Here is a 26,826-nt window from a genome sequence, read left to right as displayed (position 1 = left end):
TTCCCACCCTAAGACTTAATGTCCTGGAGTGACATAAACTCGTGGGGGACAATTCCGGAGGCGTGATCACCACCAGCCGGAGGAACCGATGACCGCACCTCGCGGACGCACGGGACGACCACCCCTCACCGAGGAACGCAAGGCCGAGATCAGGCTGCGGATCGCCCGGGCCGCGGTGGACCTGTTCGTCGCTCAGGGCGTCGTGGCGACCACCGGTGAACAGATCGGACAGGCGGTCGGCGTCACCGCGCGGACCGTGTGGCGGTATTTCCCGAGCAAGGAGAGCTGCGTACGACCGCTGCTCTCGGCCGGCATCGACCTGATCGCCGACCGTCTGCGCGACTGGCCCCCCGGGCAGCCCTTGGAGCAGCTCTTCGAGGACGAGTTGGCCGGCGCCCATGACTTCACCGGCGGCCCCGACCGCGCCACCGTCGGAGCCCTGGTCCGGCTCACCCGTACCGAGCGGGGACTGCGCGCCGTATGGCTCCAGACGTACGACGAGGCCGAGCCGGCGTTCGCCCGAGCCCTGGCCGAGCGAGCCGGGCTGCCCGCCGACGATCTGCGGCCGACGATCCGTGCGGCGATGTTCAACGCGGCCCTGCGCGCGGCCGTCGAGCACTACGCGTGGCGTACCGACATGGCGACGGCCGACATGGCGACGGCCGACACCGGGTCGGCTGACGCTACGACAGCGGCCGCTACGACGACCGACGCCGCGACGACCGACGCCGCGACGACCGACGCCGCGGCGGCGGAGGCCGAGCTGGTGGCGACCCTGCGCTCGGCGCTCGCCGTCGCGGCGGAAGGGCTCACCTAGGGGTGAAGGGCGGGCTCAGACCTTCCGGTAGGTGTACGCCTCGGCGGCCGCCGCCTCCACCGCCGCGAGGTCGGCTCCGGTGGCCGCCGTGACGACCGCGGCCACCGCTCCCTCGACGAACGGGGCGTCCACCAGCCGTGTACCGTCCGGGAGTTCATCACCTTCCGCGAGCAGGGCCTTCACCGTGAGCACCGCGCTGCCGAGGTCGGTGAGGACGGCGACTCCGGCGCCCCGGTCGACGGAGGCGGCCGCCGCGGCGATCAGCTCCGCGCTGGTCCCGAGGTCGCCGCCCTCGGTGCCGCCCGCCGGAGCGACGGGTACGTCCGTGCCGCCGCCCGCGAGGCTCGTCGCCAACCGGGCCACCGACGCGGCGACTTCCGCGCTGTGCGACACCAGCACGATCCCGACCGTTTTCGCGTCACTCACCGGTTGCCTCCGCCACCTCGACGAGTCCCGCGATCAGCAGTGACGCCGAGGTGGCGCCGGGGTCCTGATGCCCGATGCTGCGTTCCCCGAGATAGCTCGCCCTGCCCTTGCGGGCCTGCAACGGGGTGGTTGCCTCGGCGCCCGCCTCGGCGGCCGCCCGGGCCGCGGCGAAACCGTCGGCGAGCGCGTCGACGGCCGGCACCAGCGCGTCGATCATGGTCTTGTCGCCGGGTGCGGCTCCACCGAGAGTCATGACCGCGTCCACCCCGGTGCGCAACGCCTGGGCGAACTGCTCCTCGCTGACCTCGGCGGCGTCCCCGAGGGCCTTGCCGGTGCGCCGCAGCAGCGTCCCGTACAGCGGTCCGGACGCCCCGCCGACGGTCGAGATGAGCTGACGTCCGGCGAGCGTGAGCACCCCACCGGGCGTGTCGGGTGTCTCTTTCTCCAGGGTCGCGTTCACCGCGGTGAACCCGCGCCGCAGATTGCTGCCGTGGTCGGCGTCCCCGATGGGAGAGTCGAGGGCGGTGAGCCGTTCCGCCTCACGTTCGACGGACGCGGCGGTCGCCGTCATCCAACGGCGGAAGAAGTCGGCGTCGAGCACTGGATCTCCTTGCGTGGTCGGTACGTTGCGAACTCTTGCCCTGCCCGGTCAGATGCCCCAGCGCAGTCCCGGGGTCTTCACGGGCGCGTCCCAGAGCCTGAGCAGTTCCTCGTCGATCTCGCACACGGTGACCGAGGCGCCGGACATGTCGAGCGAGGTGACGTAGTTGCCGACGAGGGTGCGGGCGACGGCTACCCCGCGCTCCGTGAGGACCCGCTGCACCTCGGCGTTGAAGCCGTACAGCTCAAGCAGCGGCGTCGCCCCCAGGCCGTTGACGAGGACGAGAACGGGATTGCGCGGGCTGATGTCGTCCAGGATCGCGCCGACCGCGAAGTCGGCGATCTCCCGAGAGGTCATCATGGACCGCCGCTCCCGGCCCGGCTCGCCGTGGATGCCGATGCCCAGCTCCAGTTCACCGGCCGGCAGGTCGAAGGTGGGGCTGCCCTTGGCGGGCGTGGTGCAGGCGCTGAGCGCGACACCGAAGCTGCGGGAGTTCTCGTTCACCTGCCGGGCCACCGCCTCCACCCGCTCCAGCGGCTGTCCCTCGTCCGCGGCCGCACCGGCGATCTTCTCCACGAACAGTGTGGCGCCCGTGCCGCGCCGCCCGGCCGTGTACAGACTGTCGGTCACCGCCACGTCGTCGTTGACCAGCACCTTGGCGACCTGGATGCCCTCGTCCTCGGCGAGTTCGGCCGCCATGTCGAAGTTGAGCACGTCACCCGTGTAGTTCTTCACGATGAACAGCACCCCGGCCCCGCTGTCCACGGCGGCCGCCGCCCGCACCATCTGGTCCGGCACCGGTGACGTGAACACCTCGCCCGGGCAGGCCGCCGAGAGCATCCCGGGCCCCACGAACCCGCCGTGCAGCGGCTCGTGCCCCGACCCGCCACCGGAGACCAGCCCGACCTTCCCCGCCACGGGAGCGTCCCGCCGTACGATCACCCGGTTCTCGATGTCGACGGTCAACTCGGGATGGGCCGCCGCCATACCACGCAGCGCGTCGGCGACCACGGTCTCGGGAACGTTGATGAGCATCTTCATGGGTACCTCCTGGCGAGGCTGGCAGATCAGCCCCTGAGCTGTGTTTCTACAGGTCAGTATGAGTCTTGCAGGTTGTTGATCTCGATGGTCCGTGAGGAGTCGACCGGCGTGCGGATCGGTGGTTGTGGACGCTTGTGCTCGGAAGTGAAGTATCGATGCCGACCGGCCATGGGTCACGTGCGCGGGCGCTGACGGGCGTGTACGGGGGGCCGGGCTCGGGCCATAGCAAGGGAAGAGTCGGCCGTCCAGGGGGTTGTTCCCCGCCTTCCGCTAGGGCTGCCCGCAGCTCCGAAGCACATGCCTGCCGGAGTGATCGGGCGGCGGCGCGTGCCTAGCGTGGTGACGCATGCCGACCTTCTTACTGACGTCCGAGCCCGGCAGGCGCACCCGCCTCGTGGCTCTGGTGACGGCCATCGTGCTGGCCACCGGTCCGGTGGCGGTCGCGCAGGCGCCGGTCTCACGCTCGTCCGCCGACTGTGCCGCGCACGACGAGGTCCGCCGGGCGTTGCGCGTCCTCACCGACCGCGACGGGATCACCGGTGCCGCGGCCCTGGTGGCCGACCCCACCGTGGACGCACCCTGCGGGCGCTGGGCCGCGAGCGACGGGACGGCCGACCTGCGCACCGGACGCCGTATGAACGCTGCCGACCGGCTGCGCGTCGGGAGCGTGACCAAGACGTTCACCGCGACACTCGTCCTGCAGCTCGTCGCCGAGCACCGCGTCTCGCTCGAGGACCCCGTCGACCGCTATCTGCCGGATCTGATCCACGGGCACGGCTACGACGGCCGCCGGATCACCGTACGGCAACTCCTGCAGCACACCAGCCAATTGCCCGACTACCTCGACGGCCCTGAATGGGAGCACCCCGAGCGGCTGCGGCATCGCCACTTCGAGCCGCGCGACCTCGTCACGCGCGCCCTCGAACTGCCCCGCCCGCACGGCACGTGGCACTACGCCACCACCAACTACCTACTCCTCGGCATGATCGTCCGCGAGGTCACCGGCCGTACCCCCGAGGCGGAGATCACCCGCCGCATCATCACCCCCCTCGGGTTGCGCGACACCTACTGGCCCGGCGACGACAGCCGCGTCCAAGGACCGCACTCCCACAGCTACTTCACCGCCGACGACGGTCGGCCTGTCGACGGCACCGCCTGGAACATGACCTTCGGCGGGGTCGGCGGCGCGCTGGTCTCCACGCCGGCCGACCTGACGCGTTTCGCCACCGCTCTGTTCGACGGCCGCCTGCTGCCCGCCGCCCAACTGGCGCAGATGCGGCGGACGGTGGCTGCCGATCCCGACAGGCTGTGGCCCGGCGCCCGCTACGGGCTGGGCCTGATCTCCTCGCCGTTGTCCTGCGGAGGGACGTGGTGGGGGCACGGCGGGACGGTGCCCGGCGGCCATCGGGCGCTGATCGCCGTCGGCCCCGGCGGCCGAAGCGTCGCCGTCGCCCTGAACGAGGTGCCCGCCTCGCTCCAGGCCGAGCTCGACTTCCTGGACCTCGTCGACAAGTCCCTCTGCGAGAACGGCTCTTCAGAAAGGACTCCCACGTGACCGGCTCAACTTCCCCTGCCGAACCGCCCCTTGCCGAACCGCCCCTTGCCGACACGTCCGCCGCGGCCGCGGCGACCGCCGGCCCATGTCCACACGGTTCAGCCGCCGGCGGCCCGCACCGGCTACTGTCGCGCACCGCGGCGGGGGCCGCCCTGTGCCTCGTAGGCGCGCTCACTCTCGCCACGTCACCCGCCGCGGCCGAACCCGCCCGCGCGATCGCGGACCCCCTCGCCGGCTACCACCACCAGCACCTCACCTGGAAGACCTGCCAGCTGGGACCCGACGACGAAACCGGCAAGGAACTCCAGCAGGCGGGCGCCCAATGCGCCGACGTCACCGTCCCGTTGAACTACGACGACCCGGACGGTCGTACGATCACCGTCGCGATCTCGCGGATCCGGGCCACCGACACGGACCGTCGCGTCGGCGCGCTGCTGCTCAACGGCGGTGGCCCCGGCGGGCAGACGATCGGCGACCCGCCATGGATCCGCACGTCGATGAAGCAGGTCGGTGAGCGCTACGACGTCGTGGGCGTGGACCCCCGTTTCGTCGGCCGCAGTACGCCGCTGGACTGCAAATGGCCCACCGGTTCCTTCGTACGCGGCGCGGGGACCGGCCGCGCCGGGTTCGATCGCGCGGCGGCGTTCGCCGAGGAACTCGCCCGCCGCTGCCGTACCTACGAGGGTGACGTACTGCCGTACGTCACCACCCGGAACACCGCGCGCGACATGGACGTCGTCCGTGCCGCGCTCGGCGAGCGCCGAATCTCCTACCTCGGCTACTCGTACGGCAGTTACCTCGGCCAGGTGTACGCCACGATGTTCCCCGGCCGCACCGACCGGGTCGTGCTCGACGGCGTCGTCGCTCCCGACCGCTACAGCCCCCGGCTGCTGCGCGGCACGGAACGGGCCAACCGGCACGCCCTCAAGGGCTGGGCCGCCTGGACCGCCGCCCGCCACACCACCTACCGCCTGGGCCGTACCCCGAACGCGGTCCTGGCCGCGGTGGACCGCATCCAGACGGCGGCCGGACGCGCACCCCTGCCGATCGGCGACCACCGGGTGGACGAGCAGGTGCTGCCCGTCGTCGTCTTCAACGGCCTCTCGCAGGACAACGACACCGCCTACGGCGTATTCGCGCAGGCCGTGCGGGACCTGCGGCGCGCCGCCGACGGGCACACGGTCACCCCGTCACCATGGCTGGCCGACACGCTCGGTTTCCTCCTGGACGGATCCGACTCCTCCTATGGCAGCGTCCAGTCGGCGATCCTGTGCGGCGACGTCGCCGCGTCGCACGACCCCGAGACGTACTGGCGCGACATCCAACAGGCCCGCACGCGGGACGCGTTGTTCGGTCCCGTCACGAACAACATCGGACCCTGCGCGTTCTGGGACCCGCCGCGCGAGAGCCCGACCACGATCCGCGACGACCTGCCGGCCCTGCTCGTCAACGCGACCGGCGACCCGCGCAGCACCTACGAAAGCGCGCGGACCGTGCGCCGCATGTGGCCCTCCTCCCGGCTGATCACCCTCCGCGGCGCGGACCAGCACGCCGTGTACGGAGTCTTCGGCAGCGCCTGTGTCGACACGACCGTCAACACCTACCTCGCCACCGGCCGACTGCCGTCCACGGACCTCCCCTGCGACCGGCCCTCCGGCTGAGAGCCCGGCGACAGCTCCAGGTCTAAACCCGCGAGGAGATACTGCTCGCGCTCGGCACCTCACCCGCGGTCATGGCCCATCGAGCTGTGATCGCGGATGAGGGGGGGGAGGTTCAGCCGAGCGTGGCCACGAACTTCCCCAGCCGGGCGATCCCCTCGCGGAGCGCGTCCGCCGACGCCGCGTAGGAGAGACGGACGTGCGTCTCGGCGGTGTGCACGCCGAAGTCCCTGCCCGGGGTGAGGGCGACGTGCGCCTCCTGGAGCGCTCGTTCGCAGAACTCCCAGGAGGTGAGTCCGGTGCGGGCGACGTCGAAGTAGACGTAGAAGGCGCCGTCGGGCTGGACCGGGACCGGCAGTCCGATCCGTGCCAGGCCGTCGAGGACGAGCGCGCGTCGCTCGGCGAACTCGACGCGGCGGGCCTCGCAGACCGCGAGCGACTCGGGGGTGAAGCAGGCCAGCGCGGCGTGCTGGGCCGGGGCCGACGCGCAGAGGAAGTAGTTCTGGGCCAGGCGTTCCATCGCCGGCACGAGCGCCTCGGGGACGACGCACCAGCCGAGCCGCCAGCCGGTCATGCCGAAGTACTTCGAGAAGCTGTTGATGACGATGGCGTCGGGGTCCGACGACAGCGCGCTGCGCGGCGGTCCGCCCCGGGTGCCGTGGTCGCTCAGGTCGAGGTAGATCTCGTCGACGATGCGCCACGCATGGCGCTCGCGGGCGAACGCGCAGATCGCCGCCAGTTCGTCGGCAGGGACGGAGGTACCCGTCGGGTTCGACGGGGTGGCGATCATGACGCCGCGGGTCCGGTCCGTCCAACTCGACCGTACCGACGCGGCGTCCAGCTGGAAGCGGGTGGCGGCGGTGGTGGGAACGAGCGTGACGTCGGCGCCGAAGCTCTCGACGATCTGCCGGTTGCAGGGGTACGACGGGTCCGCGATGAGTACCTCGTCGCCGGTGTCGACGAGCGCCGCGGTGGCCAGTACCAGGGCGGCCGAGGCGCCGGCGGTCACGATCACCCGGGCGGGATCGACGTCGACGCCGTGCTGATCCTGGTAGAACCGTGCGATGGCCTGCCGCAGGGCGGGCATCCCGAGGGCCGCGGTGTAGGTCAGCGGCCGTCCGTCCATGGCCTCGCGCATCGCGTCCAGTACGGCAGGGGGCGCGCCGAAGTCCGGTTCGCCGAGGCTGAGTTTGACGACGTGGTGCCCCTGGGCCTCCAGTATCGCGGCCTGCTTGCCGAACTCCATGGCGTAGAACGGGGCGACAGCCTGGGCACGTTGCGAGATCCGTATGCCGCTGATATCGCTGTTGCTCATGCCCGTGTGGCTCATGCCACGACCTCCGACTTGTCGATGGGCCCGCGCCTGCCGAAGGCAGCGGAGGCCGCGGAGGCAGCGGAGGCCGGGATGGCCGAGAAGGCAGGGGAGGCCCAGGCGCGGCCGATCGCTCCCGCACCGATGACCGCCACGGGGCGGGTGCTCACGAGTTGGTTCATGTCGTCTTCCTGGTCGCCGGTGAGTTGGTCGCGGTACGGGAAACGCGCCGGTCGCGCCCTGGGCGGGGCTCGGATCCGGGCGGATTCACCGCTCGGATCCTCGCACGCGGACCAGCGTCCGTTCACCCGTCGCGACGAGCGCTCCGCCGCCAAGGGCCGGCCCTGGCGTTCCGCGGGCCGCGCCGCGGACGGCCCCGGCAGCGTCGCCGGTCCGGAAGCTGCCGGATTCCGCACATGCCCCCGCGGACCTGCCGGTGACAGGATCCCGGACATGAACGAGGTCGGGGGAGTGACGTGCCGTGCCCACCAGAAGCGCACCCTGTGGTTCTTCGTCGGGGTCGGGGCGGCGGGGGCGGTCCTGGTCGCCGCGCGCTTCTCGTACCGGGGCGGACTCCTGGACGTGTGGATGGGCGTCGGTACGCTGCTCGCCCTGGTGGGCATCGTGTCGCTGCGCGCGGTCACCGCGCGTGTGGACGCCGACGCGTACGGCCTGCACCGGCGGACGCTGCTGCGCCGCCGCAGCGTGCCCTGGTCCGACATCGCCGACCTGCGCGTGCGCCTGAAGTACGCGAACACCCCCCGCGTCCAGGAGACCCGACGCGTCAGCCTGGTGCTGCGCGACGGACATCAAGAGCTCCTGCCCCTGCCCCACAGTTGGTCCCCCGACGACCCGGACTTCGACACGAAACTGGCCGCGCTCCGCACACTCCACCGCCGTTACGGGGCCCCGGAGTCGAACCATGTCCCCGTCATCTCCTACCGCACCGCCGGCCGTGGCTGGGCCGGCTCGCTGAGCCTGTGCGTGCTGCTGCTGGCGACCGCCGCCATGGCCGCCTGGTTCGTGCCGAAGGCCGCGTCGGAGGAGCGGGAGTGGAGGTCGGCCGCCCCGTGCACCGCCGAGACGCCCGCCGCGGAGCGCGGGGAGTGCCTGAGCACCCAGCCGGCCGTGATCGCTCGCACCGAGGCCAACCGGCCCAAGCAGAGCAGCTGGCTGTACTTCTCCGAGAGCCGGCCGCTGGAGCGACTCGGTGTCTCGCGAGAGGCCGCTCTGGAGTTCCGGGCCGGCGACAAGGTCGAACTGACCCTCTGGCACGGCCAGGTCAGGGAGGTCGCCGGAACACACCATGTGTGGCGCGAGCACATCACCGGCGCCGGGGGCCTGGCGGTCGTAGCGGCCGGGTTCGCCCTCGCCGCGGGCTACCCCGCAGCCCAGGTGCTGGTGCGCCTGCGCGGGCGTCGGCTGCCCGACGACGACGTTCTGCCTTCGGCGCTTCCGTTCGCGGGCGCGCTCGTCGGCACGGCGCTGTGGCTGCTGCCGCTGTGCTACCTCCGTCCCACGACCCTGTTCACCTCTCCCACGGCGATCTCCTGGACGGCCGCGGGGGCACTCGTCACCTCGGCCTTCTTCGGGTGGGCCTGGCGCGCCACCCGAGTCCGTACGCCCGTGGAGTCCGGTACAGCCGAGGAGCCGTCGACGCAGGCGAATGGGGATGGGGATGAGGTGTTCCTGGCCGCCCTCTTCCTGGAACACACCGACTACAACCCCTATGGCTTCGGCACCCACATCGTCCTCGGAGGTGGTGGTCCCCCCGCGGTGACACCGCACCCCGGTCCGGACCGGTTCGCGGCGAAACCGATCCCGGTGGAACGGCTCACCGTCCAGACCGTGCGGCGCCCACGCGGCAGCGACGGCGACACCGTTCCCCGAAGCTGGCACATCGCCGAACTCGACGACGCGGGCACCCCGGTCCGCCTCTCGGCCGCCCCGGCCGACCTGACCCGCATCCTGCACGAACTGGGCCTGGCCGTGCCTTCTCCAGCCGTGTGACGACGCCCCATGGACGGAAGCGGTCGTCTCATTCCCGCGGAAGCAGGGACGGGCGGGCGCGGCGGTCGTCGCACAGGCGAGCAGACCGATCAGGAATCGAGAAGCGGCGTCCCCCGGCCACGGCTAGCGTGACGGCCATGGATCTCACCGTTCACGCGAGCTTCCTCCCGCAGGACGCCCCGGACGCCGCCCCGGCCTTCTACCGCGGCCCCCTCGCCTTCGAGGCCCGTGACGACGTCGGCAGGCCGACACCGTGGATCAGGTGACCGAGGGACCGTTGCCGCGACCGCGCAGGACGAAGTAGAACCAGACGTACTGCCCGAAACCGGTCGGATCGGGCCAGGCGACGCCGACGGAGACCGCGCAGCGGCCCCGGCCGAGAGATCCCGAGAGATGGAGACACGATGAGCATGGCCACCAGGACGGACTCGCAGTCGCCCGCGCCGCACGTCGCCGACAGCCACGACCTGATCCGCGTGCACGGCGCGCGCGAGAACAACCTCAAGGACGTCAGCATCGAGATCCCGAAGCGCCGGCTGACGGTGTTCACCGGCATCTCCGGCTCCGGCAAGAGCTCGCTGGTGTTCGACACGATCGCCGCCGAGTCGCAACGGCTGATCAACGAGACCTACAGCGCCTTCGTGCAGGGCTTCATGCCGACGCTGGCGCGGCCCGAGGTCGACGTCCTCGACGGGCTGACCACCGTGATCAGCGTCGACCAGCAGCGGATGGGCGCCGACCCCCGCTCCACGGTCGGCACCGCCACCGACGCCAACGCGATGCTGCGCATCCTCTTCAGCCGGCTTGGCGAGCCGCACATCGGCCCGCCCAGCGCGTACTCCTTCAACACCGCCTCGATCCGGGCGAGCGGTGGGATCACCGTCGAACGCGGTGACGCCAAGACCAGGACCGTGAAGGCGACCTACCACCGCACCGGCGGCATGTGTACGCGCTGCGAAGGCCGGGGCACGGTCTCCGACATCGACCTCACCCAGCTCTACGACGACTCCAAGTCGCTCGAAGAGGGCGCGTTCACCATCCCCGGCTGGAAGTCGGACAGCCAATGGACGGTGCAGGTCTACGCCCAGTCCGGCTTCGTCGACCCGAAGAAACCGATCCGCAGATACACCAAGAAGGAGTTGCGGGACTTCCTCTACGGGGAGCCGGTCAAGGTCAAGGTCAACGGCGTCAACCTCACCTACGAAGGGCTGATCCCCAAGATCCAGAAGTCGTTCCTGTCCAAGGACAAGGAGGCGTTGCAGCCGCACATTCGGGCGTTCGTGGAGCGGGCGGTCACCTTCACCACCTGCCCCGAGTGCGAGGGCACCCGGCTCAGCGAGGGGGCCCGGGCTTCGAAGATCGGGAAGATCTCCATCGCCGACGCGTGCGCGATGGAGATCAGGGACCTGGCGGAATGGGTCCGCGGCCTCGACGAGCCGTCGGTGGCGCCGCTGCTCGCCGCGCTGCGGGGCACCCTCGACTCGTTCGTGGAGATCGGCCTCGGCTACCTCTCGCTCGACCGGCCGTCGGGCACGCTGTCGGGCGGCGAGGCGCAGCGCGTCAAGATGATCCGCCACCTCGGCTCCTCGCTCACCGACATCACCTACGTCTTCGACGAGCCCACCATCGGCCTGCACCCGCATGACATCCAGCGGATGAACGACCTGCTGCTGCGGCTGCGGGACAAGGGCAACACCGTGCTCGTCGTGGAGCACAAGCCGGAGACGATCGTGATCGCCGACCACGTCGTCGACCTCGGCCCCGGCGCCGGCACGGCGGGCGGCACCGTCTGCTTCGAGGGCACCGTCGAGGGGCTGCGGGTCGGCGGCACCATCACCGGCCGCCACTTCGACGACCGGGCCGCCCTCAAGGACACGGTGCGCGAACCCGCCGGCAAGCTGGAGATCCGCGGCGCGACGACGCACAACCTGCGAGGCGTCGACGTCGACATCCCGCTCGGCGTGCTCTGCGTCGTCACCGGTGTCGCCGGCTCCGGCAAGAGCTCGCTCGTGCATGGGTCGATTCCCACGGGCGAGGGCGTGGTGTCGATCGACCAGACCTCGATCCGCGGCTCGCGACGCAGCAACCCGGCGACGTACACCGGACTGCTCGAACCGATCCGCAAGGCGTTCGCGAAAGCCAACGGTGTGAAGCCGGCGCTGTTCAGTGCCAACTCCGAGGGCGCCTGCCCCACCTGTAACGGCGCCGGCGTCATCTACACCGACCTGGCGATGATGGCCGGCGTCGCCACCCCCTGCGAGGAGTGCGAGGGCAAGCGGTTCCAGGCATCGGTGCTGGAGTACCACCTCGGCGGCCGCGACATCAGCGAGGTCCTCGCGATGCCGGTGAGCGAGGCCGAGGAGTTCTTCGGCGCGGGCGAGGCGCACACCCCCGCCGCGCACCGCGTCCTCGGACGGCTCGCCGATGTCGGGCTCGGCTACCTCAGCCTCGGCCAGCCGCTCACCACGCTGTCCGGCGGCGAACGGCAGCGGCTCAAGCTGGCCACCCACATGGCCGAGAAGGGCGGAGTTCTGGTCCTCGACGAGCCGACCACCGGCCTCCACCTCGCCGACGTCGAGCAACTGCTCGGCCTGCTCGACCGGCTCGTCGACTCCGGCAAGTCCGTCATCGTCGTCGAGCACCACCAGGCGGTCATGGCACACGCCGACTGGATCATCGACCTGGGCCCCGGCGCCGGCCACGACGGCGGCACCATCGTCTACGAGGGCACACCCGCAGACCTCGTCGCCGCCCGCTCCACTCTCACCGGCGAACACCTCGCTGCGTACGTCGGCACCTGACCGAGGCCGTCGCGCAGATACCCGCGGTCTCTGGACACTCGTACGTCCTCGTGACCCGCGGCCGTGCCGACAGGTCGGGCCGGAACCGGAGGTCGGCACCGATACGCACAGCCTTCGGCTGGATGTGCGCCGCCGACCTGGCACGACGAGGCGGTCCTCGTCACCCTGGTCGGCGGCGCGGGCGTCTACGCCGTCACTCCGCGGGACCGGTACGTGTGCCGCGCAGCCGCTGGGTCACCGACGACGGCATCGTGGAGTGCCGGGGGCGCCGGCCCACCCCGGCGACTGACCCCGCCCCTCCCTCGGCGACGGGCGCGATCAAGGGCCCGGGCGTCGGCCCGGGCCCTTCTGTTCCTCAGCGGCGTGGATCCTCAGCGGCGGGGCTCCTCAGGGCGCGAGCGCACGGAGCGGTTCAGCGCCCAGATGCCTGCGGGCCGGGGCATGGGCCGGAGTGCCGGTTCACCGACACCGGTTCCGCGACGGCTCACGGCTCACGGCTTCCGCGACCGCGACCGTGCCCTCGTCAACGCCTGACCACGTCAGCGTCCGCCCGCCCCACCACTGCCGAAGGAACCACTGCTGCCCTCGTCCCAGCGCGGCCGTTCCCCGGGCGCGCCCCTACGGGTGCCGGCATTGGGCATCTGGTGCGGGGTCAGCCGATGATCGCTCCGCGGCACCTCGTCCGGCTCTCGGTTCTCCATGACCTCGCGGACCGGACCACCCTCCGGGGGTCGCGGCTGCTCCGCGGGCGTCGGCCGCGGCGGCTCACGCCTCTTGACCCGTGCGCCCAGCAGGAAGGCACCGATCAGCACCGCCACGACCACCAGGCCCGCCACGATCAGGCCGCCGGCCAGAGCGCCCCGGCCTGCGGCGATGTCCATCCAAGAGGTATTCATGGCCCGCGGGTACCCCTGGTACCGGCGGCGAACCCGCAGGCCCTGGCCGTCACCCGGGGAGCGGACCCCGAAACCGGTGGACCCTTGGAAACACCGGGTTTGGCGCGATCGGCGACGGCTACTCGCCCGGTGTGACGACGACAGCATCCCAGCAGGAGCTCTTCCGGTTCCTGGAGGACAGGTTCGCCTGCGCCCAGGCGTGTACCGAGTGCGCACGGGCGTGTGCCCTGCGCGCGAGCCTCGTGGATCCGGACGGAACCGAGGAACAGGAGCTCGTACGACGCAAGGGCATCATGTGCGCGGAGGTCTGCGACGCGACCTGCCGTCTGCTGTCCGAGCAGAACCGGCTCGACGAGGAAAGCATCCGCCAGCAGCTGGAATGGTGCCGGTCGGTGTGCCTGGAGTGCGCGCACGTCTTCGACCGGTACCCGGGAGCCGAGGACAGCGCGAAGTCGTGCCGGGAGTGCGCCCAGGCGTGTTCGGACTTCATGGCCACGCTCGTCTGAGAGGCCGCACCGCGCCCGGCGGATGGGTTTCGCCTGCCCCGCCTCGCATGCCCATTCCCAATTTCTGGAACACGTTCTACGGTGTGCGCCATCAGGACCGGCCTGGGAGCCTGGAGGCGCCGTGCACCTCGATCACACGCCCGAGCAGCAGCGGCTGCGCATCGAACTCCGCGCCTACTTCGCCGAGTTGGTGCCGGACAACGCGCACGCCCGGTTCACCGACCGCGCCACGCAGAAGCGCTTCTACCGGGACACGATCCGCCGGCTCGGCACGGACGGCTGGCTCGGCGTGGGCTGGCCCGAGGAGTACGGCGGCCGGGGCCTGACGGCGATGGAGCAGTTCATCTTCTTCGACGAGGCCGCCCAGGCCGGCGTCCCGCTGCCGCTGATGGCGCTGAACACCGTCGGCCCGACGATCATGCGGTACGGCAGCGACGAGCAGAAGTCGTCCTTCCTGCCGAGGATCCTCTCCGGGGAGATCGACTTCGCGATCGGCTACAGCGAGCCCGACGCCGGTACCGATCTGGCATCCCTGAAGACGCGAGCCGTGCGGGACGGCGACGACTACGTCGTCAACGGCCAGAAGATCTGGACCACCAACGGCGACACCGCCGACTGGGTCTGGCTCGCGGTCCGCACCGACCCGGCCGCGCCGCCGCACAAGGGCATCACCATGCTCCTGATGCCGACCACCGACCCCGGTTACTCCTGCACCGTCATCAACACCCTGGCCTCGCACGACACCACGGCCAGCTACTACGAGAACGTCCGCGTGCCCGTCGCCCACCGGGTCGGCGAGGAGAACCAGGGCTGGCGGCTGATCACCAACCAGCTCAACCACGAGCGCGTCACCCTCGCCGCCCACGGCACCATGGCGATCCGCGCCCTGCACGACGTCCAGCGCTGGGCCATGGAGACCAAGCTCGCCGACGGCCGCCGCGTCGTCGACCTGCCCTGGGTACGGCGCCTGCTCGCCCGCACCCACACCCGGCTGGACGCCCTCAAGCTCCTCAACTGGCGCATGGTGAACGCCGTCCAGTACGGCACCCTCACCCCGCAGGACGCCTCCGCGGTCAAGGTGTACGGCTCCGAGGCGCGCCGGGACGCCTACGCCTGGCTGATGGAGATCGTCGGCGCCGCGGGCGCGCTGAAGGAGGGCTCCGCTGGCGCGGTGCTGCACGGCGAGCTGGAACGCGGCTACCGCTCCGCGGTGATCTTCACCTTCGGCGGCGGCAACAACGAGATCCAGCGGGAGATCATCTCGTGGATCGGCCTGGGGATGCCCAGGGTCCGACGCTGACGCTGACGCTGGGGCCGACGCAGCCGCGGTGCTCGCGGTTGAAGGGGGCCTCAGTCGACCTGCAGCAGGCGGATCGGTTCCCCGGCGACGAAGGCGGCGATGTCCTCCACCGCTCCGCCGTAGTAGGTGCGGTAGTTCGCCTCGGTGACATAGCCGAGGTGCGGAGTGGCCAGGACGTTCGGCAGGGAGCGCAGCGGGTCGTCGGCCGGCAGCGGCTCGGTGTCGAAGACGTCGAGCCCGGCCCCGGCGATCCGGTTCTCGCGCAGGGCGTTCAACAACGCGGCCCGATCGACGATTCCGGCGCGTGAGGTGTTGACCAGATAGGCGCTCGGCTTCATGGCGCGTAGCTCCGTCTCGCCGAGCAGACCGCGAGTGCGCTCGGACAGCACGAGATGGATCGACACGAAGTCACTGCGCCGCAGCAAGTCCTCCTTGCTGTCGGCCAGTTGGGCGCCCTCGGCCGCCGCCCGTTCCGCGGTGAGGTGCGGGCTCCAGGCGAGGACCTCCATGCCGAAGGCGCTGCCGACGCGGGCCATGCGGCTGCCGGTCTTGCCCAGTCCGATCAGGCCCAGCGTCCGGCCGTGCAGGTCCTGGCCCACCGTGGACTGCCACGGCCCGCCCTCCCGCAGGGACCGGCTCTCGACCGTCAACTGCCGGGCCAGACCCAGGATCAGTGTCCAGGTCAGCTCCACCGGCGGGGTGCTGGCGCTGGCCGTGCCGCAGACGGTCACCCCGGCGGCAGCCGCTGCCGTGAGATCGATGGAGGCGTTGCGCATGCCCGAGGTCACGATCAGCCGCAGGCGCGGCAGGCGACGCAACAGGTCGGCGTCGAAGGGCGTCCGCTCCCGCATGACCACGACGATGTCGAAGCCCGAGAGGGCGTCGGCCAGTTGCTCCCGGTCGGTGAGGTGCTCGCGCAGGACGTGCACGTCCACCGTGCCGTCGAGGGCCGTCCAGTCCGCGTGCGTGAGGGCGGCGCCCTGGTAGTCGTCGAGGACGGCGCAGCGCAGGGTCATGACGGCTCTCTTTCTTCGCCGGTCACCTCGCGGATGACCTGTTCGGCGACGCGGAAGGACCCAGGGCGGCGGGGACGCCGGCGTAGATCGTAGTCTTGAGGAACGCTTCCTGGAGGGTCGGGGAGTCGGTGGTCAAGCCGTGCTGAGTGCTTCCGTGGATCAGCTTCACGTCATACAGCCTCCCCGTAATCCATCATTCGGTGCAATGGATGGTCGCGGGTCCAAGCGATCTGCGTGAGCTGTAGAAGGCTGGATGATGCGGTGGCCGCCGCTCGGGCAGCCTGATCACCAGCTCGTCCGCGGCCTAGGTTCTGTCTCTTTGGTCAGCGTCGGGTCCAGATGAGGATGCCGGCGAGGTGGAGTGCGGCCTCGTAGGCGATGGCGAGTTTGTCGTTTCGTGTGGCCAGGCCGCACCACTGCTTGAGGCGGTTGATGCACCGTTCGACGGTGTTGCGCTGCTTGTAGGCGTCGGCGTCGAAGCCGGGCGGGCGTCCGCCTCGGCGGCCGCGCCGTAGGCGGTGGCCGATCTGGTCGGAGGGTTGCGGGATGACCGCGCGGATGCCCCGGCGCCGGAGGTGGCTGCGAATGGCGCGGGAGGAGTACGCCCGGTCGGCCAGGACAACCAGGGGCCGGGTGCGTGGCCTGCCCGCGCCGCTTCGGGGCACGCGGATGCGGGACATCACCGTCTCGAAGACGGGCGCGTCACCGGCCTGGCCTGCGGTAACGGTGAAGGCCAGGGGGCGTGCGCACCGCCGTCGGCGGCCAGATGGACCTTGGTGCTCAGCCCACCGCGGGAGCGTCTGAGCGCGTGGTCGGCGGGCTCGCCGGAGCGGACCGCCCCTTTTTTACGTGCTCCGGCGGAATGCTGGTGGGCCCGGACGACGGTGGAGTCCACCGACACGGTCCAGTCGATGTCGTCGTCAGCGTCCGCCGCTGCCAGGACGGCGGCGAGGATCATCTCCCAGGTGCCGTCCACCGCCCATCTGATCAGCCGCTTGTGGGCGGTCTGGAACGATCCGAGTTCATCGGGGAGGTCCCGCCAGGGTGAGTTGGTGCGGTACTTCCAGGCAATTGCTTCGAGGGTGCGGCGGTGGTCGGCCCACCGCCGTCCGCGGACCGGATCGGCCGGCATGAGCGGCTCGATCCGGTCCCACATCGCATCAGTGATCACTAACCGGACAGACACATCCGATCAACTGACGAGCCCACCAAAGAGACACGCTCTAGCCGCCCGACGAATCCGCCCGACGAAGCCGCCCGACCGGCGGTGTCGACCAGGCCCCCGGCCCGTGGCAGGGTGGTGCGCATGAGCGAGGCCGACCCGGGGCTGTTCGGGCCCTCCTCCGTCACCTGGCAGGTGCACGGCGACCCGATGATGTGGGTCGCGGGTGTACGCGCCCTCTATCTCCAGGCGCTGCACCCGCGCGCGGTACGTGGTGTCATGCAGAACTCCGACTTCCGCAACGAAGCGTGGGGCCGGCTGCTGCGCATTGCCGACTTCATCGGCACCACGACCTACGGCACCACCGAGGCCGCGGAAGGGGCGGGCACCCGGGTCCGCAAGATCCATAGCATGCTCGGAGCCACCGACCCCGACACCGGCGAGCGCTACGGCGTCGACGAACCCGAACTGCTGCTGTGGGTGCACTGCGCCGAGATCGACTCCTATCTGCACATCGCCCGCCGCTCCGGCTTCCCGCTCACCGACGAACAGGCCGACCGCTACATCGGCGAACACCGGATCAGCGCCCGTCTGGTGGGCCTCGACCCCGACGCCGTACCGGGGGACCAGGCGGAGATGACGGCCTATTTCGAGAAGGTGCGGCCGGAACTCGCCGCCGGAGAAGAGGCACGCGTGGTGGACGACTTCCTGCTCCGCCCTCCGACGCACCCCCTCCTCGTCCCGGCGCGCGAGGTGCTGTGGCGGCGCGTGGCACATCTGGCGTACGCCGCCCTGCCGCCGTACGCCCACGAGTTGTACGGCAGGCCGGCCCCGGAACCGGCGACCGTCACCCGCCGACTGCGTGCCACGGGCACCCTGCTGCGTTGCGTTCCCGCACGTCTGCGCTGGCAACTCCCGCCCAAACACATCCTGCGTGCCATGGCCCGCCTCGGAGAGGGCGCTCGCCCTGCACCGTACAAACTCGGACGATAGCTCGCCATACTGGACCAGCCAGGGGTGGGTGGGGCCGGAGTCGACGGGGGCGGTCGCAGGAGATGGGGGACAGCAAGCTGATCCAGGGCCGGTACCGGCTGCTCGACCTGATCGGGCGGGGCGGTATGGGCGAGGTGTGGCGGGCACGTGACGAGTCGCTGGGCCGGCAGGTCGCCGTGAAGTGCCTCAAGCCGCTGGGCGGGCACCACGACCAGGCCTTCACCCGGGTCCTCAGGGAGCGGTTCCGGCGCGAGGCCCGGGTGGCGGCCGCCCTCCAGCACCGCGGCGTGACCGTCGTGCACGACTTCGGCGAGTGGGACGGCGTCCTGTACCTCGTCATGGAACTCCTGGAGGGCCGCAACCTCAGCCAGCTCCTGGAGGACAACAAACAGCACCCGCTGCCCGTCCCCGATGTCGTCGAGATCGCCGACCAGGTCGCCGCAGCCCTCGCCTACACGCATCAACAGGGCATCGTGCACCGCGATCTGAAGCCCGCGAACATCGTGCGGCTGACCGACGGCACCGTGAAGATCTGCGACTTCGGCATCGCCCGCCTCGGCCACGACATCGGCTTCACCTCCCGCCTCACCGGCACCGGCATCGCCATGGGCACCCCGCACTACATGTCGCCGGAGCAGATCAGCGGCGTCGAGGTCGACCAGCGCAGCGACCTGTACTCACTGGGCTGCGTGCTGTACGAGATCGCCACCGGAGCCCCGCCGTTCGACCTCGACGACCCCTGGGCGATCCTCATCGGCCACCGCGACACACCGCCCCAGCCGCCGCGCAGCCACCGCTCCGACCTGCCCGCCTACCTGGAGAAGGTCATCCTCGACCTGCTCGCCAAGCGCCCCGAGCAACGCCCGAACGACGCCCGCGAGCTGGGCCGCCGGATCAGCAGCGGCCGCGCCACACCGACGTACGTACCGACCGTCGTGACCCCGCAGCCGGACCTGCGCCCGCCCGAGCCGGCCACCTCCCGCGCAGCCCGCTTGCCGTCCTGGACCCGGGGCATGACCACCGGCCACAAGGCCACCGGCTCCGGACTGCGCACCGCGGCCCCCGACGCGAGCGCCGGCCTCACCGGCGAATGGATCCCGCGCCCGCCCGGCGGCCGCCCCGAGGAACCGGTCGACGACACACCGCCCGCCCCCTCCCCGGAGGCGGTCACCGCGCTCGCCGGACGACACAACGCCGGGCTCAGCCTGGGACGGCTCGGCCGCTGGGCCGAGGCCGGTGAGGTGCACCGCGCGGTCGCCGCCGAACGCGAGCACCTCCTCGGCCCCGACCACGCCGACACCCTCGCCAGCCGCTATGAGGTCGCCTTCACCTACAGTCGCACCGGCCGCGCCGCCGACGCCCTGCGCGAGTACAAGCACGTCGCCCGCTCCCGGAGCATCGCGCTCGGCCCGGACCACCCCGACACCCTCTCCGCCCGCCAGGAAATGGCCTACGTCCTCGGCCAGTTGGGCCGTCACTTCGACGCCCACCAGGTCTACAACTCGGTGCTCGCCGCCCGTGAGAGCACCATGGGCGCCGACCACCCGGACACCCTGCGCTGCCGCCACAACCTCGCCTTCAACCTCAGCAGGCTCGGCCGCCTGGAGGACTCGTACACCATGGCCTGCGACGTGGCCGCCGCGCGCGCCCGCGTGCTCGGCCCGCACCACCCCGACACCCTGGTCACCCGCTATGAGGTCGCCTACGCGCTCGGCCAGTTGGGCCGCTGGCCGGAGGCCCTGCAGACCTATCGCGAGGTCGCCGGGGCCCGCGCCCAGGCCCTGGGCCCCGACCACGCCGACACCCTCGCCGCCCGCTACGAGGTCGGCATCAGCCTCGGCCGCCTCGGCCGCAGCACTCAGGCGCTCCAGCTCTACCGCGACCTGATCGACGACCGCACCCGGATCCAGGGCCCCGCCCACCCCGAGACCCTGCGCGCCCGCCACGGCCTGGGCGTCAACCTCGGCCGCCTCGGCCGCTGGGAGGAGGCCCTCGCCGAGTCCCGCGACGTGTGCGCGATCCGCGAGCGGGTCCTCGGCGCCGACCACCCGGACACCCTGGTCAGCCGTCGCGAGGTCGCCGTCGGCCTCGGCTGGCTGGGCCGCTGGCCGGACGCGCTGACCGAGTACCGCCGGGTGGCCGCCGCCCGCGAGCGGGTCCTCGGCGCCGACCACCCCGACACCCTCGCCAGCCGGAACGACGAGGCCCACTGCCTGGAGCAGCTCGGGCGGGGCGCGGAAGCCGTGGAGCTGTACCGCCAAGTGGCCGTGCTGCGGCAGCAGCGCACAACCGACGGCCACTGACCCGGGCGCGGCCCATCTCTGGCCGATGTGGATCACCCCGTGTTACGAAGAAGCATGCCTGCACACGAGGGACACCGGACGTACGACGCCGTAGTGATCGGCGGCGGCCACAACGGCCTCGTCGCCGCCGCCTATCTGGCCCGGGCGGGACGCTCCGTGCTGGTGCTGGAGCGGCTGGAGCGCACCGGCGGCGCCGCCGTCTCCACCCGCCCGTTCACCGGCGTGGACGCGCGACTGTCACGCTACTCGTACCTGGTCAGCCTGCTGCCGAAGAAGATCGTGCGGGACCTCGGGCTCGACTTCCGCGTCCGCACCCGCACCGTGTCGTCGTACACCCCCGTCGAGCGGGACGGCCGACCGACCGGACTGCTGGTCGGCGGCGGCGAACGACGCACCCGGGAGGCGTTCGCCCGGCTCACCGGCGGGGAGCACGAGTACCAGGCCTGGCAGCGGTTCTACGACATGACCGGCCGCGTCGCCCAGCGGGTCTTCCCGACGCTCACCGAGCCGCTGCCCACCCGCGACGAACTGCGCCGCCGCATCGACGACGAGGACGCCTGGCGGACCCTCTTCGAGGAACCGATCGGCGCGGCGATCGAGGACCGCTTCGCCGACGACCTGGTGCGGGGTGTGGTCCTCACCGACGCCCTCATCGGTACCTTCGCCGACGCCCACGACCCCTCCCTGCGACAGAACCGCTGCTTCCTCTACCACGTCATCGGCGGCGGCACCGGCGCCTGGGACGTACCCGTCGGCGGCATGGGCGCCCTCACCGACGCGCTGGCCCAGGCGGCACGAGCGGCGGGCGCCGTCCTGGCCACCGGACACGAGGCCGTCCGTATCGACACGGACGGACGCACCGCCGAGGTGACCTACCGGACCGCCGACGGGGAGAGCACGGTCGCCGCCCGCCACGTCCTGGTCAACGCCTCCCCGCAGGAACTGGCCACCCTCACCGGCGACCGGGCCCCCGCCCCCGCCGAGGGCGCCCAGCTCAAGGTGAACATGCTCCTCGAACGGCTGCCGAGGCTCCGCGACGACAGTGTCGATCCCCGCGAGGCGTTCTCCGGCACCTTCCACATCGCCGAGGGCTACGAGCAACTGGCCGCCGCCCACACCCAGGCCGCGGCCGGTGAACTGCCCGCCGCCCCGCCCTCCGAGATCTACTGCCACTCGCTCACCGACCCGACGATCCTCGGCCCGGACCTCGTCGAACAGGGCTACCAGACCCTGACCTTGTTCGGGCTGCACACCCCGGCCCGGCTCTTCGACCGGGACAACGACGCCGTACGCGACGAACTCCTGAAGTCGACCCTCGCCCAACTGGACGCCCACCTCGCCGAGCCGCTCGCCGACTGTCTGGCCACCGACGCCGACGGACGGCCCTGCATCGAGGCGAAGACCCCGCTCGACCTGGAGCGGGACCTCCGCCTCCCCGGGGGCAACATCTTCCACCGCGACCTCACCTGGCCGTACGCCCAGGAGGGCACCGGCCGCTGGGGCGTGGAGACCCGGCACCCGAACGTGCTGCTGTGCGGGGCGGGCGCGGTACGCGGGGGCGGCGTGAGCGGGGTCCCGGGGCACAACGCGGCGATGGCGGTGCTGGACGGCGACGACGGCTGACGGCCGTCGCGGCGGACGGACCCGGCCGGTGCCCGTCGCCCGAGTTGACGGCGGGTCGGTCCGCGCCCGGTCGCCGCTCTGCCCGCTTCCGTCGCGTCATCCCTGGGTGGGCGGTGTGTCAACGGGACGTGCGAGGTGCCGAGAAAACTGACGGAGCATCAGAAAACCTCTTCCGTCGTCCGGAGGACTGCGGCATCCTGCGCCCATGCAGACGGAGCTGAGCAAGACACTGGGAGTCGAGCACGCCGTCTTCGGCTTCACGCCGTTCCCCGCCGTCGCCGCGGCCATCAGCCGGGCCGGCGGCTTCGGAGTGCTCGGCGCGGTCCGCTACACCGCCCCCGACGACCTCAAACGCGACCTCGACTGGATCGAGGCGCACATCGACGGCAAGCCGTACGGCCTCGACGTCGTCATGCCCGCCAAGAAGGTCGAAGCCCCCGGAAATCACACACTGACCGAGGCCGACGTCGAGGCGATGATCCCGGAGGCGCACCGGCAGTTCGTCCAGGACACCCTCGCCAAGCACGGCGTACCCGAACTCGCCGCGGGCGAGGTCTCCGGCTGGCGCATCACCGGCTGGATGGAGCAGGTCGCCCGCACCCAACTCGACGTCGCCTTCGACTATCCGATACGGCTGCTCGCCAACGCCCTCGGCTCACCGCCCGCCGACGTGGTGGCCCGCGCCCACGACCAGGACGTGCTCGTCGCCGCGCTCGCGGGCAGTGCCCGGCACGCCCGCAAGCACCAGGAGGCGGGCATCGACATCGTGGTCGCCCAGGGGTACGAGGCCGGCGGCCACACCGGCGAGATCGCCTCCATGGTGCTCACCCCCGAGGTCGTCGAGGCCGTCGACCCGCTGCCGGTGCTGGCCGCCGGGGGAATCGGCAGCGGCCAGCAGGTGGCGGCCGCGCTGGCACTCGGCGCCCAGGGGGTGTGGCTGGGCTCCATATGGCTGACCACCACAGAAGCAGACATGCACTCGCCCGCCCTGACCCGGAAGCTACTCGCCGCCGGTTCCGGCGACACCGTCCGCTCCCGCGCCCTCACCGGCAAGCCCGCACGCCAGCTGCGCACCGAGTGGACCGACGCCTGGGACGACCCCGACGGGCCCGGCACCCTCCCCATGCCCCTGCAGGGACTCCTCGTCGCCGAGGCCGTCTCACGCATCCAGAAGTACGAGGTCGCACCGCTGCTGGGCACGCCCGTCGGCCAGATCGTCGGCCGGATGACCAGCGAACGCGGCGTCCAGGCCGTCTTCGACGACCTCACCCGAGGCTTCGAACGGGCCGTCGACCGCATCAACCGCATCGCCGGAAGGAGCGGCCAGTCGTGAGCACCTCCCCCGCCGCCACCGCGAACACACCCCCCACCGGCTTCTGGGCCCAGGCCACCGCGGACCCGGACCGCACGGTCCTCATCACCCCCGACGGCGAACCGTGGACCGCCGGACGCCTGCACGCCGCCACCAACCGGCTCGTGCACGGCCTGCGCGCGGCCGGACTGGAACGCGGCGACGCCTTCGCGGTGGTCCTGCCCAACGGGCCGGAGTTCTTCACCGCCTACCTGGCCGCCAGCCAGGCCGGCTTCTACCTCGTCCCCGTCAACCACCACCTCGTCGGTCCCGAGATCGCCTGGATCGTCGCCGACTCCGGCGCCAAGGTCCTCCTCGCCCACGAACGCTTCGCCGGCCCCGCCCGCCACGCCGCCGACGAGGCCGGCCTCCCGGCCACCCACCGGTACGCGGTCGGCACGGTCGAGGGCTTCCGGCCGTACGCCGAACTCCTCGACGGGCAACCGGAGTCGGCGCCCGCGGACCGCACCCTCGGCTGGGTCATGAACTACACCTCGGGCACCACCGGCCGTCCGCGCGGCATCCGGCGCCCGCTGCCCGGCAAGCCGCCCGAGGAGGCGTACCTCGGCGGCTTCCTCGGCATCTTCGGCATCCGTCCGTTCGGCGACAACGTGCACCTCGTCTGCTCGCCGCTCTACCACACCGCCGTACTCCAGTTCGCGGGCGCGTCCCTGCACATCGGCCACCGTCTGGTCCTGATGGACAAGTGGACACCCGAGGAGATGCTCCGCCTGATCGACACCCACCGGTGCACGCACACCCATATGGTCCCGACCCAGTTCCACCGTCTGCTGGCCCTGCCGGGCGACATCAGGTCCCGCTACGACGTCTCCGCCATGCGGCACGCCATCCACGGCGCCGCGCCCTGCCCCGACCACGTCAAACGGGCCATGATCGACTGGTGGGGCGACTGCGTGGAGGAGTACTACGCGGCCAGCGAGGGCGGGGGAGCCTTCGCGACCGCCGAGGACTGGCTGAAGAAGCCCGGCACGGTCGGCAAGGCCTGGCCCATCAGCGAGCTCGCGATCTTCGACGACGACGGCAACCGGCTGCCGCCCGGCGAACTCGGCACCGTCTACCTGAAGATGAACACCGGCGGCTTCTCGTACCACAAGGACGAGGCCAAGACGCGGAAGAACCGCATCGGCGACTTCTTCACCGTGGGCGACCTCGGCTGTCTCGACGAGGACGGCTACCTCTTCCTCCGCGATCGCAAGATCGACATGATCATCTCGGGCGGCGTGAACATCTACCCCGCCGAGATCGAGTCCGCCCTGCTCGCCCACCCCGCGGTCGCCGACGCCGCCGCCTTCGGCATCCCGCACGACGACTGGGGCGAGGAGGTCAAGGCGGTCGTCGAGGCGGCGCCCGGCCACGAGCCCGGCCCCGCCCTCGCCGCCGCACTGCTGGACCACTGCGCCGAGCGACTCGCCGGGTACAAGCGGCCCAAGAGCGTCGACTTCATCGCCGAGATGCCCCGCGACCCCAACGGCAAGCTGTACAAGCGACGGCTGCGGGACCCGTACTGGGAGGGCCGTACGCGACCCGTGTGACCAGTGCCGTCCGGGCGAGCCGTCAGAGCGGTGCGACCGGGGTCGTCGGCCGGGTGCGCGGGGCCTTTGGCGGGCCTTCGCGGCGTCGCGACGGCCTGCGCGCCGGGACCAGGTCGGCCGGCGCGTCGGGACCGGTTCGGGTGGCGCCCCGGGACCGGTTCGGGTGGCGCGCCGGGACCGGTTCGGGTGGCGCGCCGGGACCGGTTCGGGTGGCGCGCGACGCCGTCGACCGTGCCGCCCCCGCGCCGGGCGGTCCGCGAGGCCGCCCGGAACGCGGGCGTCACCGTACGGGGTGACGCGGATCGCCGGCCCCGAGGCCGGCCACGGGACGACACCGTCGACGAGACCCCGTACCGCTGCGGAGAGGCTGCCCGAACTCGCCCGCATGCTCCAGGCGCCCCGGCCGAAGAAGGCGGCGCCCGCAGAGCTCGCCCGGCCCGCGGTCGGCGGTCGGGGCGGCGCCTTCGCGGCCGAATCGCGCGGCGCGGGCGACGTGTGCGCCGCTCTCATTCTGAACGGGCGCCGCGACCACGCCGGGTGCCGCCCGGCCCGCGGTCGGCGGTCGGCGGTCGGGGCGGCGCCTTCGCGATCGAATCGCGCGGCGCGGGCGACGTGTGCGCCGCTCTCATTCTGAACGGGCGCCGCGACCACGCCGGGTGCCGCCCGGCCCCCGGTCGGCGGTCGGGGCGGCGCCTTCGCGACCGGACCGCGCGGCGCGGGCGACGTGTGCGCCGCTCTCACTCTGAACCGGCGCCGCCACCACGCCGGGTGCCGCCCGGCCCCCGGTCGGCGGTCGGGGCGGCGCCTTCGCGACCGGACCGCGCGGCGCGGGCGACGCGTGCGCCGCGGGCGCCGCGACCACGCCGGGTGGCGCGACGGGTTCGTGGCGGAGTTGACTGGTGCGGCCACGGCGCACTGGACGCGGCCACCGCACACGCCCGCACCGCGCATCGAACGACTGGGAAGGACACGGGCATTGGAAACCCCGGAACCGGCGACCGAGCAGTTCGAGACCTACCGTCCCCTGCTGCTCGGGCTCGCCTACCGGCTGCTCGGCAGCATGTGGGACGCCGAGGACCTCGTCCAGGACGCCTACCTGCGGTGGACCGGCACCGATCGCACCGGGATCCGCGAACCACGGGCCTTCCTCATCACCACCCTCTCGCGACTCGCCCTGGACCGGCTCGGGTCGGCACGGGTGACCCGGGAGGCGTACACCGGGCCCTGGCTGCCCGAACCCGTGGCCACCGACGCGCTCGGTCCGCTGGACACCCCGGAGCTGCGGAACACCGTCGCCTATGCCACCGTCCACCTGATGGAGCGTCTGTCACCCCCCGAGCGGGCGGTGTTCGTCCTGCGCGCGGCCTTCGAACTGTCGTATGGCGAGATCGCGCGCGTCATCGACACCACCGAGACCAACTGCCGCCAGATGCACCTGCGGAGCGCCCGCCGACTCGCCGCCGGACGCGACCGGTTCGCGCTCGCCGAGGACGAGCACGCCAAGCTGCTGACACGGTTCCTGGAGGCCGCGCAGAGCGGGGACCTGGCCACCCTCACCGACCTCCTGACCGATGACGTGGCCGCCTGGAACGACGGTGGCGGCAAGGTCAGAGCGGCCCTGCGGCCCATCGAGGGCCGGGACCAGGTCGTCCTGTTCGTCGCGGGCCTGCTCGTCCGTCAACCGTTCGGGACGCCCCGCCACGTGGACGTCAACGGCCGGCCCGCGATGGCGTTGACGGTCGACGGCAACGACCAGCTCGTCACGATCGACGTGCGCGACGGGCTGATCGACGGCATCTACGCGGTACTCAACCCCGACAAGCTCGGCCATGTTCCGGCCTAGCGAAGAGTGTGGTCCCGCCACATGTGACGGGACCACAGCACAGCACGGGAGTACGCGGA

Annotated in this window: 21 protein-coding genes and 1 pseudogene; 14 read left to right on the top strand and 8 right to left on the bottom strand. The window is 71.8% G+C overall.

Annotated features, from left to right (window positions below):
- Nucleotides 1-88 precede the first annotated feature (88 nt).
- Nucleotides 89-817 (top strand): TetR/AcrR family transcriptional regulator, encoded by a 729-nt coding sequence (locus AB0H86_RS22020; protein ID WP_362441094.1) that lies wholly within the window; start codon nucleotides 89-91, stop codon nucleotides 815-817.
- Nucleotides 818-832: 15 nt separating this feature from the next.
- Here AB0H86_RS22020 and AB0H86_RS22015 read toward each other — a convergent pair whose 3' ends face one another.
- Genes AB0H86_RS22015 through dhaK form a run of 3 tightly spaced genes read right to left on the bottom strand, consistent with a single transcriptional unit; the run spans nucleotide 833 to nucleotide 2,885 of the window.
- Nucleotides 833-1,243, bottom strand: coding sequence for a PTS fructose transporter subunit IIA (locus tag AB0H86_RS22015; protein ID WP_362441092.1), 411 nt, complete (start codon nucleotides 1,241-1,243; stop codon nucleotides 833-835).
- The gene (gene dhaL, locus AB0H86_RS22010; protein WP_362441089.1) at nucleotides 1,236-1,844 is read right to left on the bottom strand and encodes a dihydroxyacetone kinase subunit DhaL; all 609 of its coding nucleotides are present in this window, start codon (nucleotides 1,842-1,844) and stop codon (nucleotides 1,236-1,238) included. The genes AB0H86_RS22015 and dhaL overlap by 8 nt, the downstream gene beginning before the upstream one ends.
- Before the next feature lie 48 nt (nucleotides 1,845-1,892).
- Nucleotides 1,893-2,885, bottom strand: coding sequence for a dihydroxyacetone kinase subunit DhaK (gene dhaK, locus AB0H86_RS22005; protein ID WP_362441086.1), 993 nt, complete (start codon nucleotides 2,883-2,885; stop codon nucleotides 1,893-1,895).
- A 346-nt stretch (nucleotides 2,886-3,231) separates the two neighbouring features.
- On the opposite strand from dhaK, the gene AB0H86_RS22000 reads away from it, so the two are divergent.
- Together AB0H86_RS22000 and AB0H86_RS21995 are read left to right on the top strand one after the other, a co-directional pair.
- A complete protein-coding gene (locus tag AB0H86_RS22000) occupies nucleotides 3,232-4,440 on the top strand; it encodes a serine hydrolase domain-containing protein (RefSeq protein WP_362441083.1) in 1,209 nt (402 codons plus the stop codon).
- Between the two features lie 125 nt (nucleotides 4,441-4,565).
- Nucleotides 4,566-6,101: an alpha/beta fold hydrolase gene (locus AB0H86_RS21995; RefSeq protein WP_362441583.1), complete on the top strand. Its 1,536-nt coding sequence runs from the start codon at nucleotides 4,566-4,568 to the stop codon at nucleotides 6,099-6,101.
- Nucleotides 6,102-6,213: 112 nt separating this feature from the next.
- Here AB0H86_RS21995 and AB0H86_RS21990 read toward each other — a convergent pair whose 3' ends face one another.
- The gene (locus tag AB0H86_RS21990; protein ID WP_362441080.1) at nucleotides 6,214-7,413 is read right to left on the bottom strand and encodes a pyridoxal phosphate-dependent aminotransferase; all 1,200 of its coding nucleotides are present in this window, start codon (nucleotides 7,411-7,413) and stop codon (nucleotides 6,214-6,216) included.
- An 11-nt stretch (nucleotides 7,414-7,424) separates the two neighbouring features.
- On the bottom strand, nucleotides 7,425-7,592 hold the full coding sequence (locus tag AB0H86_RS21985; RefSeq protein WP_362441078.1) for a hypothetical protein: 168 nt from the start codon (nucleotides 7,590-7,592) through the stop codon (nucleotides 7,425-7,427).
- Nucleotides 7,593-7,863: 271 nt separating this feature from the next.
- Between AB0H86_RS21985 and AB0H86_RS21980 the strand changes: the two genes are divergently transcribed.
- From AB0H86_RS21980 to AB0H86_RS21970, 3 genes and pseudogenes are all read left to right on the top strand, one after another.
- The gene (locus AB0H86_RS21980; protein WP_362441076.1) at nucleotides 7,864-9,420 is read left to right on the top strand and encodes a PH domain-containing protein; all 1,557 of its coding nucleotides are present in this window, start codon (nucleotides 7,864-7,866) and stop codon (nucleotides 9,418-9,420) included.
- Nucleotides 9,421-9,557: 137 nt separating this feature from the next.
- Nucleotides 9,558-9,665, top strand: a pseudogene (locus tag AB0H86_RS21975) (VOC family protein); the annotation flags it as partial.
- 159 nt (nucleotides 9,666-9,824) lie between these two features.
- Complete coding sequence (locus tag AB0H86_RS21970) at nucleotides 9,825-12,221, top strand: excinuclease ABC subunit UvrA (protein ID WP_362441074.1); 2,397 nt, start codon at nucleotides 9,825-9,827, stop codon at nucleotides 12,219-12,221.
- A 539-nt stretch (nucleotides 12,222-12,760) separates the two neighbouring features.
- Here the strand turns inward: AB0H86_RS21970 and AB0H86_RS21965 are convergent.
- Nucleotides 12,761-13,117: a DUF6479 family protein gene (locus AB0H86_RS21965; RefSeq protein WP_362441072.1), complete on the bottom strand. Its 357-nt coding sequence runs from the start codon at nucleotides 13,115-13,117 to the stop codon at nucleotides 12,761-12,763.
- Nucleotides 13,118-13,248: 131 nt separating this feature from the next.
- Between AB0H86_RS21965 and AB0H86_RS21960 the strand changes: the two genes are divergently transcribed.
- Complete coding sequence (locus tag AB0H86_RS21960; RefSeq protein WP_362441070.1) at nucleotides 13,249-13,623, top strand: ferredoxin; 375 nt, start codon at nucleotides 13,249-13,251, stop codon at nucleotides 13,621-13,623.
- A gap of 121 nt (nucleotides 13,624-13,744) precedes the next feature.
- Nucleotides 13,745-14,923, top strand: a complete 1,179-nt coding sequence (locus AB0H86_RS21955) for an acyl-CoA dehydrogenase family protein (protein ID WP_362441068.1) — start codon at nucleotides 13,745-13,747, stop codon at nucleotides 14,921-14,923.
- Nucleotides 14,924-14,973: 50 nt separating this feature from the next.
- Here AB0H86_RS21955 and AB0H86_RS21950 read toward each other — a convergent pair whose 3' ends face one another.
- Together AB0H86_RS21950 and AB0H86_RS21945 are read right to left on the bottom strand one after the other, a co-directional pair.
- Nucleotides 14,974-15,939: a D-2-hydroxyacid dehydrogenase family protein gene (locus AB0H86_RS21950; RefSeq protein WP_362441065.1), complete on the bottom strand. Its 966-nt coding sequence runs from the start codon at nucleotides 15,937-15,939 to the stop codon at nucleotides 14,974-14,976.
- 323 nt (nucleotides 15,940-16,262) lie between these two features.
- Nucleotides 16,263-17,095 (bottom strand): IS5 family transposase gene (locus tag AB0H86_RS21945; protein WP_362441580.1). Its coding sequence is split into 2 segments (ribosomal slippage): nucleotides 16,263-16,685 and nucleotides 16,688-17,095, totalling 831 coding nucleotides; the frame shifts between segments, so codons are not numbered across the junction.
- Between the two features lie 150 nt (nucleotides 17,096-17,245).
- On the opposite strand from AB0H86_RS21945, the gene AB0H86_RS21940 reads away from it, so the two are divergent.
- From AB0H86_RS21940 to sigJ, 6 genes are all read left to right on the top strand, one after another.
- Nucleotides 17,246-18,094, top strand: a complete 849-nt coding sequence (locus AB0H86_RS21940) for an oxygenase MpaB family protein (RefSeq protein WP_362441062.1) — start codon at nucleotides 17,246-17,248, stop codon at nucleotides 18,092-18,094.
- A 62-nt stretch (nucleotides 18,095-18,156) separates the two neighbouring features.
- A complete protein-coding gene (locus AB0H86_RS21935) occupies nucleotides 18,157-20,397 on the top strand; it encodes a tetratricopeptide repeat protein (protein WP_362441059.1) in 2,241 nt (746 codons plus the stop codon).
- A 54-nt stretch (nucleotides 20,398-20,451) separates the two neighbouring features.
- Nucleotides 20,452-22,020: an NAD(P)/FAD-dependent oxidoreductase gene (locus AB0H86_RS21930; RefSeq protein ID WP_362441056.1), complete on the top strand. Its 1,569-nt coding sequence runs from the start codon at nucleotides 20,452-20,454 to the stop codon at nucleotides 22,018-22,020.
- A gap of 205 nt (nucleotides 22,021-22,225) precedes the next feature.
- Nucleotides 22,226-23,353 (top strand): nitronate monooxygenase, encoded by a 1,128-nt coding sequence (locus AB0H86_RS21925; RefSeq protein WP_362441053.1) that lies wholly within the window; start codon nucleotides 22,226-22,228, stop codon nucleotides 23,351-23,353.
- The gene (locus AB0H86_RS21920; protein WP_362441050.1) at nucleotides 23,350-24,924 is read left to right on the top strand and encodes an acyl-CoA synthetase; all 1,575 of its coding nucleotides are present in this window, start codon (nucleotides 23,350-23,352) and stop codon (nucleotides 24,922-24,924) included. The genes AB0H86_RS21925 and AB0H86_RS21920 overlap by 4 nt, the downstream gene beginning before the upstream one ends.
- Before the next feature lie 976 nt (nucleotides 24,925-25,900).
- Nucleotides 25,901-26,767: an RNA polymerase sigma factor SigJ gene (sigJ, locus tag AB0H86_RS21915; protein WP_362441047.1), complete on the top strand. Its 867-nt coding sequence runs from the start codon at nucleotides 25,901-25,903 to the stop codon at nucleotides 26,765-26,767.
- Nucleotides 26,768-26,826 lie beyond the last annotated feature (59 nt).

It is taken from the genome of Streptomyces sp. NPDC050997 (assembly GCF_040660135.1).
In the GTDB taxonomy this organism is placed as follows: domain Bacteria; phylum Actinomycetota; class Actinomycetes; order Streptomycetales; family Streptomycetaceae; genus Streptomyces.
The sequence above is the reverse complement of the archived record's forward strand: the minus strand, read 5'-3'. Positions and strand labels throughout refer to the sequence as shown.

What these genes read in the sequence shown, in the direction of transcription:
- AB0H86_RS22020 (WP_362441094.1), top strand. Translation starts at nt 89, where the DNA reads ATGACCGCACCTCGCGGACGCACGGGACGACCACCCCTCACCGAGGAA.
- dhaK (WP_362441086.1), bottom strand. Translation starts at nt 2,885, where the DNA reads ATGAAGATGCTCATCAACGTTCCCGAGACCGTGGTCGCCGACGCGCTG.
- AB0H86_RS22000 (WP_362441083.1), top strand. Translation starts at nt 3,232, where the DNA reads ATGCCGACCTTCTTACTGACGTCCGAGCCCGGCAGGCGCACCCGCCTC.
- AB0H86_RS21990 (WP_362441080.1), bottom strand. Translation starts at nt 7,413, where the DNA reads ATGAGCAACAGCGATATCAGCGGCATACGGATCTCGCAACGTGCCCAG.
- AB0H86_RS21985 (WP_362441078.1), bottom strand. Translation starts at nt 7,592, where the DNA reads ATGAACCAACTCGTGAGCACCCGCCCCGTGGCGGTCATCGGTGCGGGA.
- AB0H86_RS21980 (WP_362441076.1), top strand. Translation starts at nt 7,864, where the DNA reads ATGAACGAGGTCGGGGGAGTGACGTGCCGTGCCCACCAGAAGCGCACC.
- AB0H86_RS21970 (WP_362441074.1), top strand. Translation starts at nt 9,825, where the DNA reads ATGAGCATGGCCACCAGGACGGACTCGCAGTCGCCCGCGCCGCACGTC.
- AB0H86_RS21965 (WP_362441072.1), bottom strand. Translation starts at nt 13,117, where the DNA reads ATGAATACCTCTTGGATGGACATCGCCGCAGGCCGGGGCGCTCTGGCC.
- AB0H86_RS21950 (WP_362441065.1), bottom strand. Translation starts at nt 15,939, where the DNA reads ATGACCCTGCGCTGCGCCGTCCTCGACGACTACCAGGGCGCCGCCCTC.
- AB0H86_RS21940 (WP_362441062.1), top strand. Translation starts at nt 17,246, where the DNA reads ATGAGCGAGGCCGACCCGGGGCTGTTCGGGCCCTCCTCCGTCACCTGG.
- AB0H86_RS21935 (WP_362441059.1), top strand. Translation starts at nt 18,157, where the DNA reads ATGGGGGACAGCAAGCTGATCCAGGGCCGGTACCGGCTGCTCGACCTG.
- AB0H86_RS21930 (WP_362441056.1), top strand. Translation starts at nt 20,452, where the DNA reads ATGCCTGCACACGAGGGACACCGGACGTACGACGCCGTAGTGATCGGC.
- AB0H86_RS21925 (WP_362441053.1), top strand. Translation starts at nt 22,226, where the DNA reads ATGCAGACGGAGCTGAGCAAGACACTGGGAGTCGAGCACGCCGTCTTC.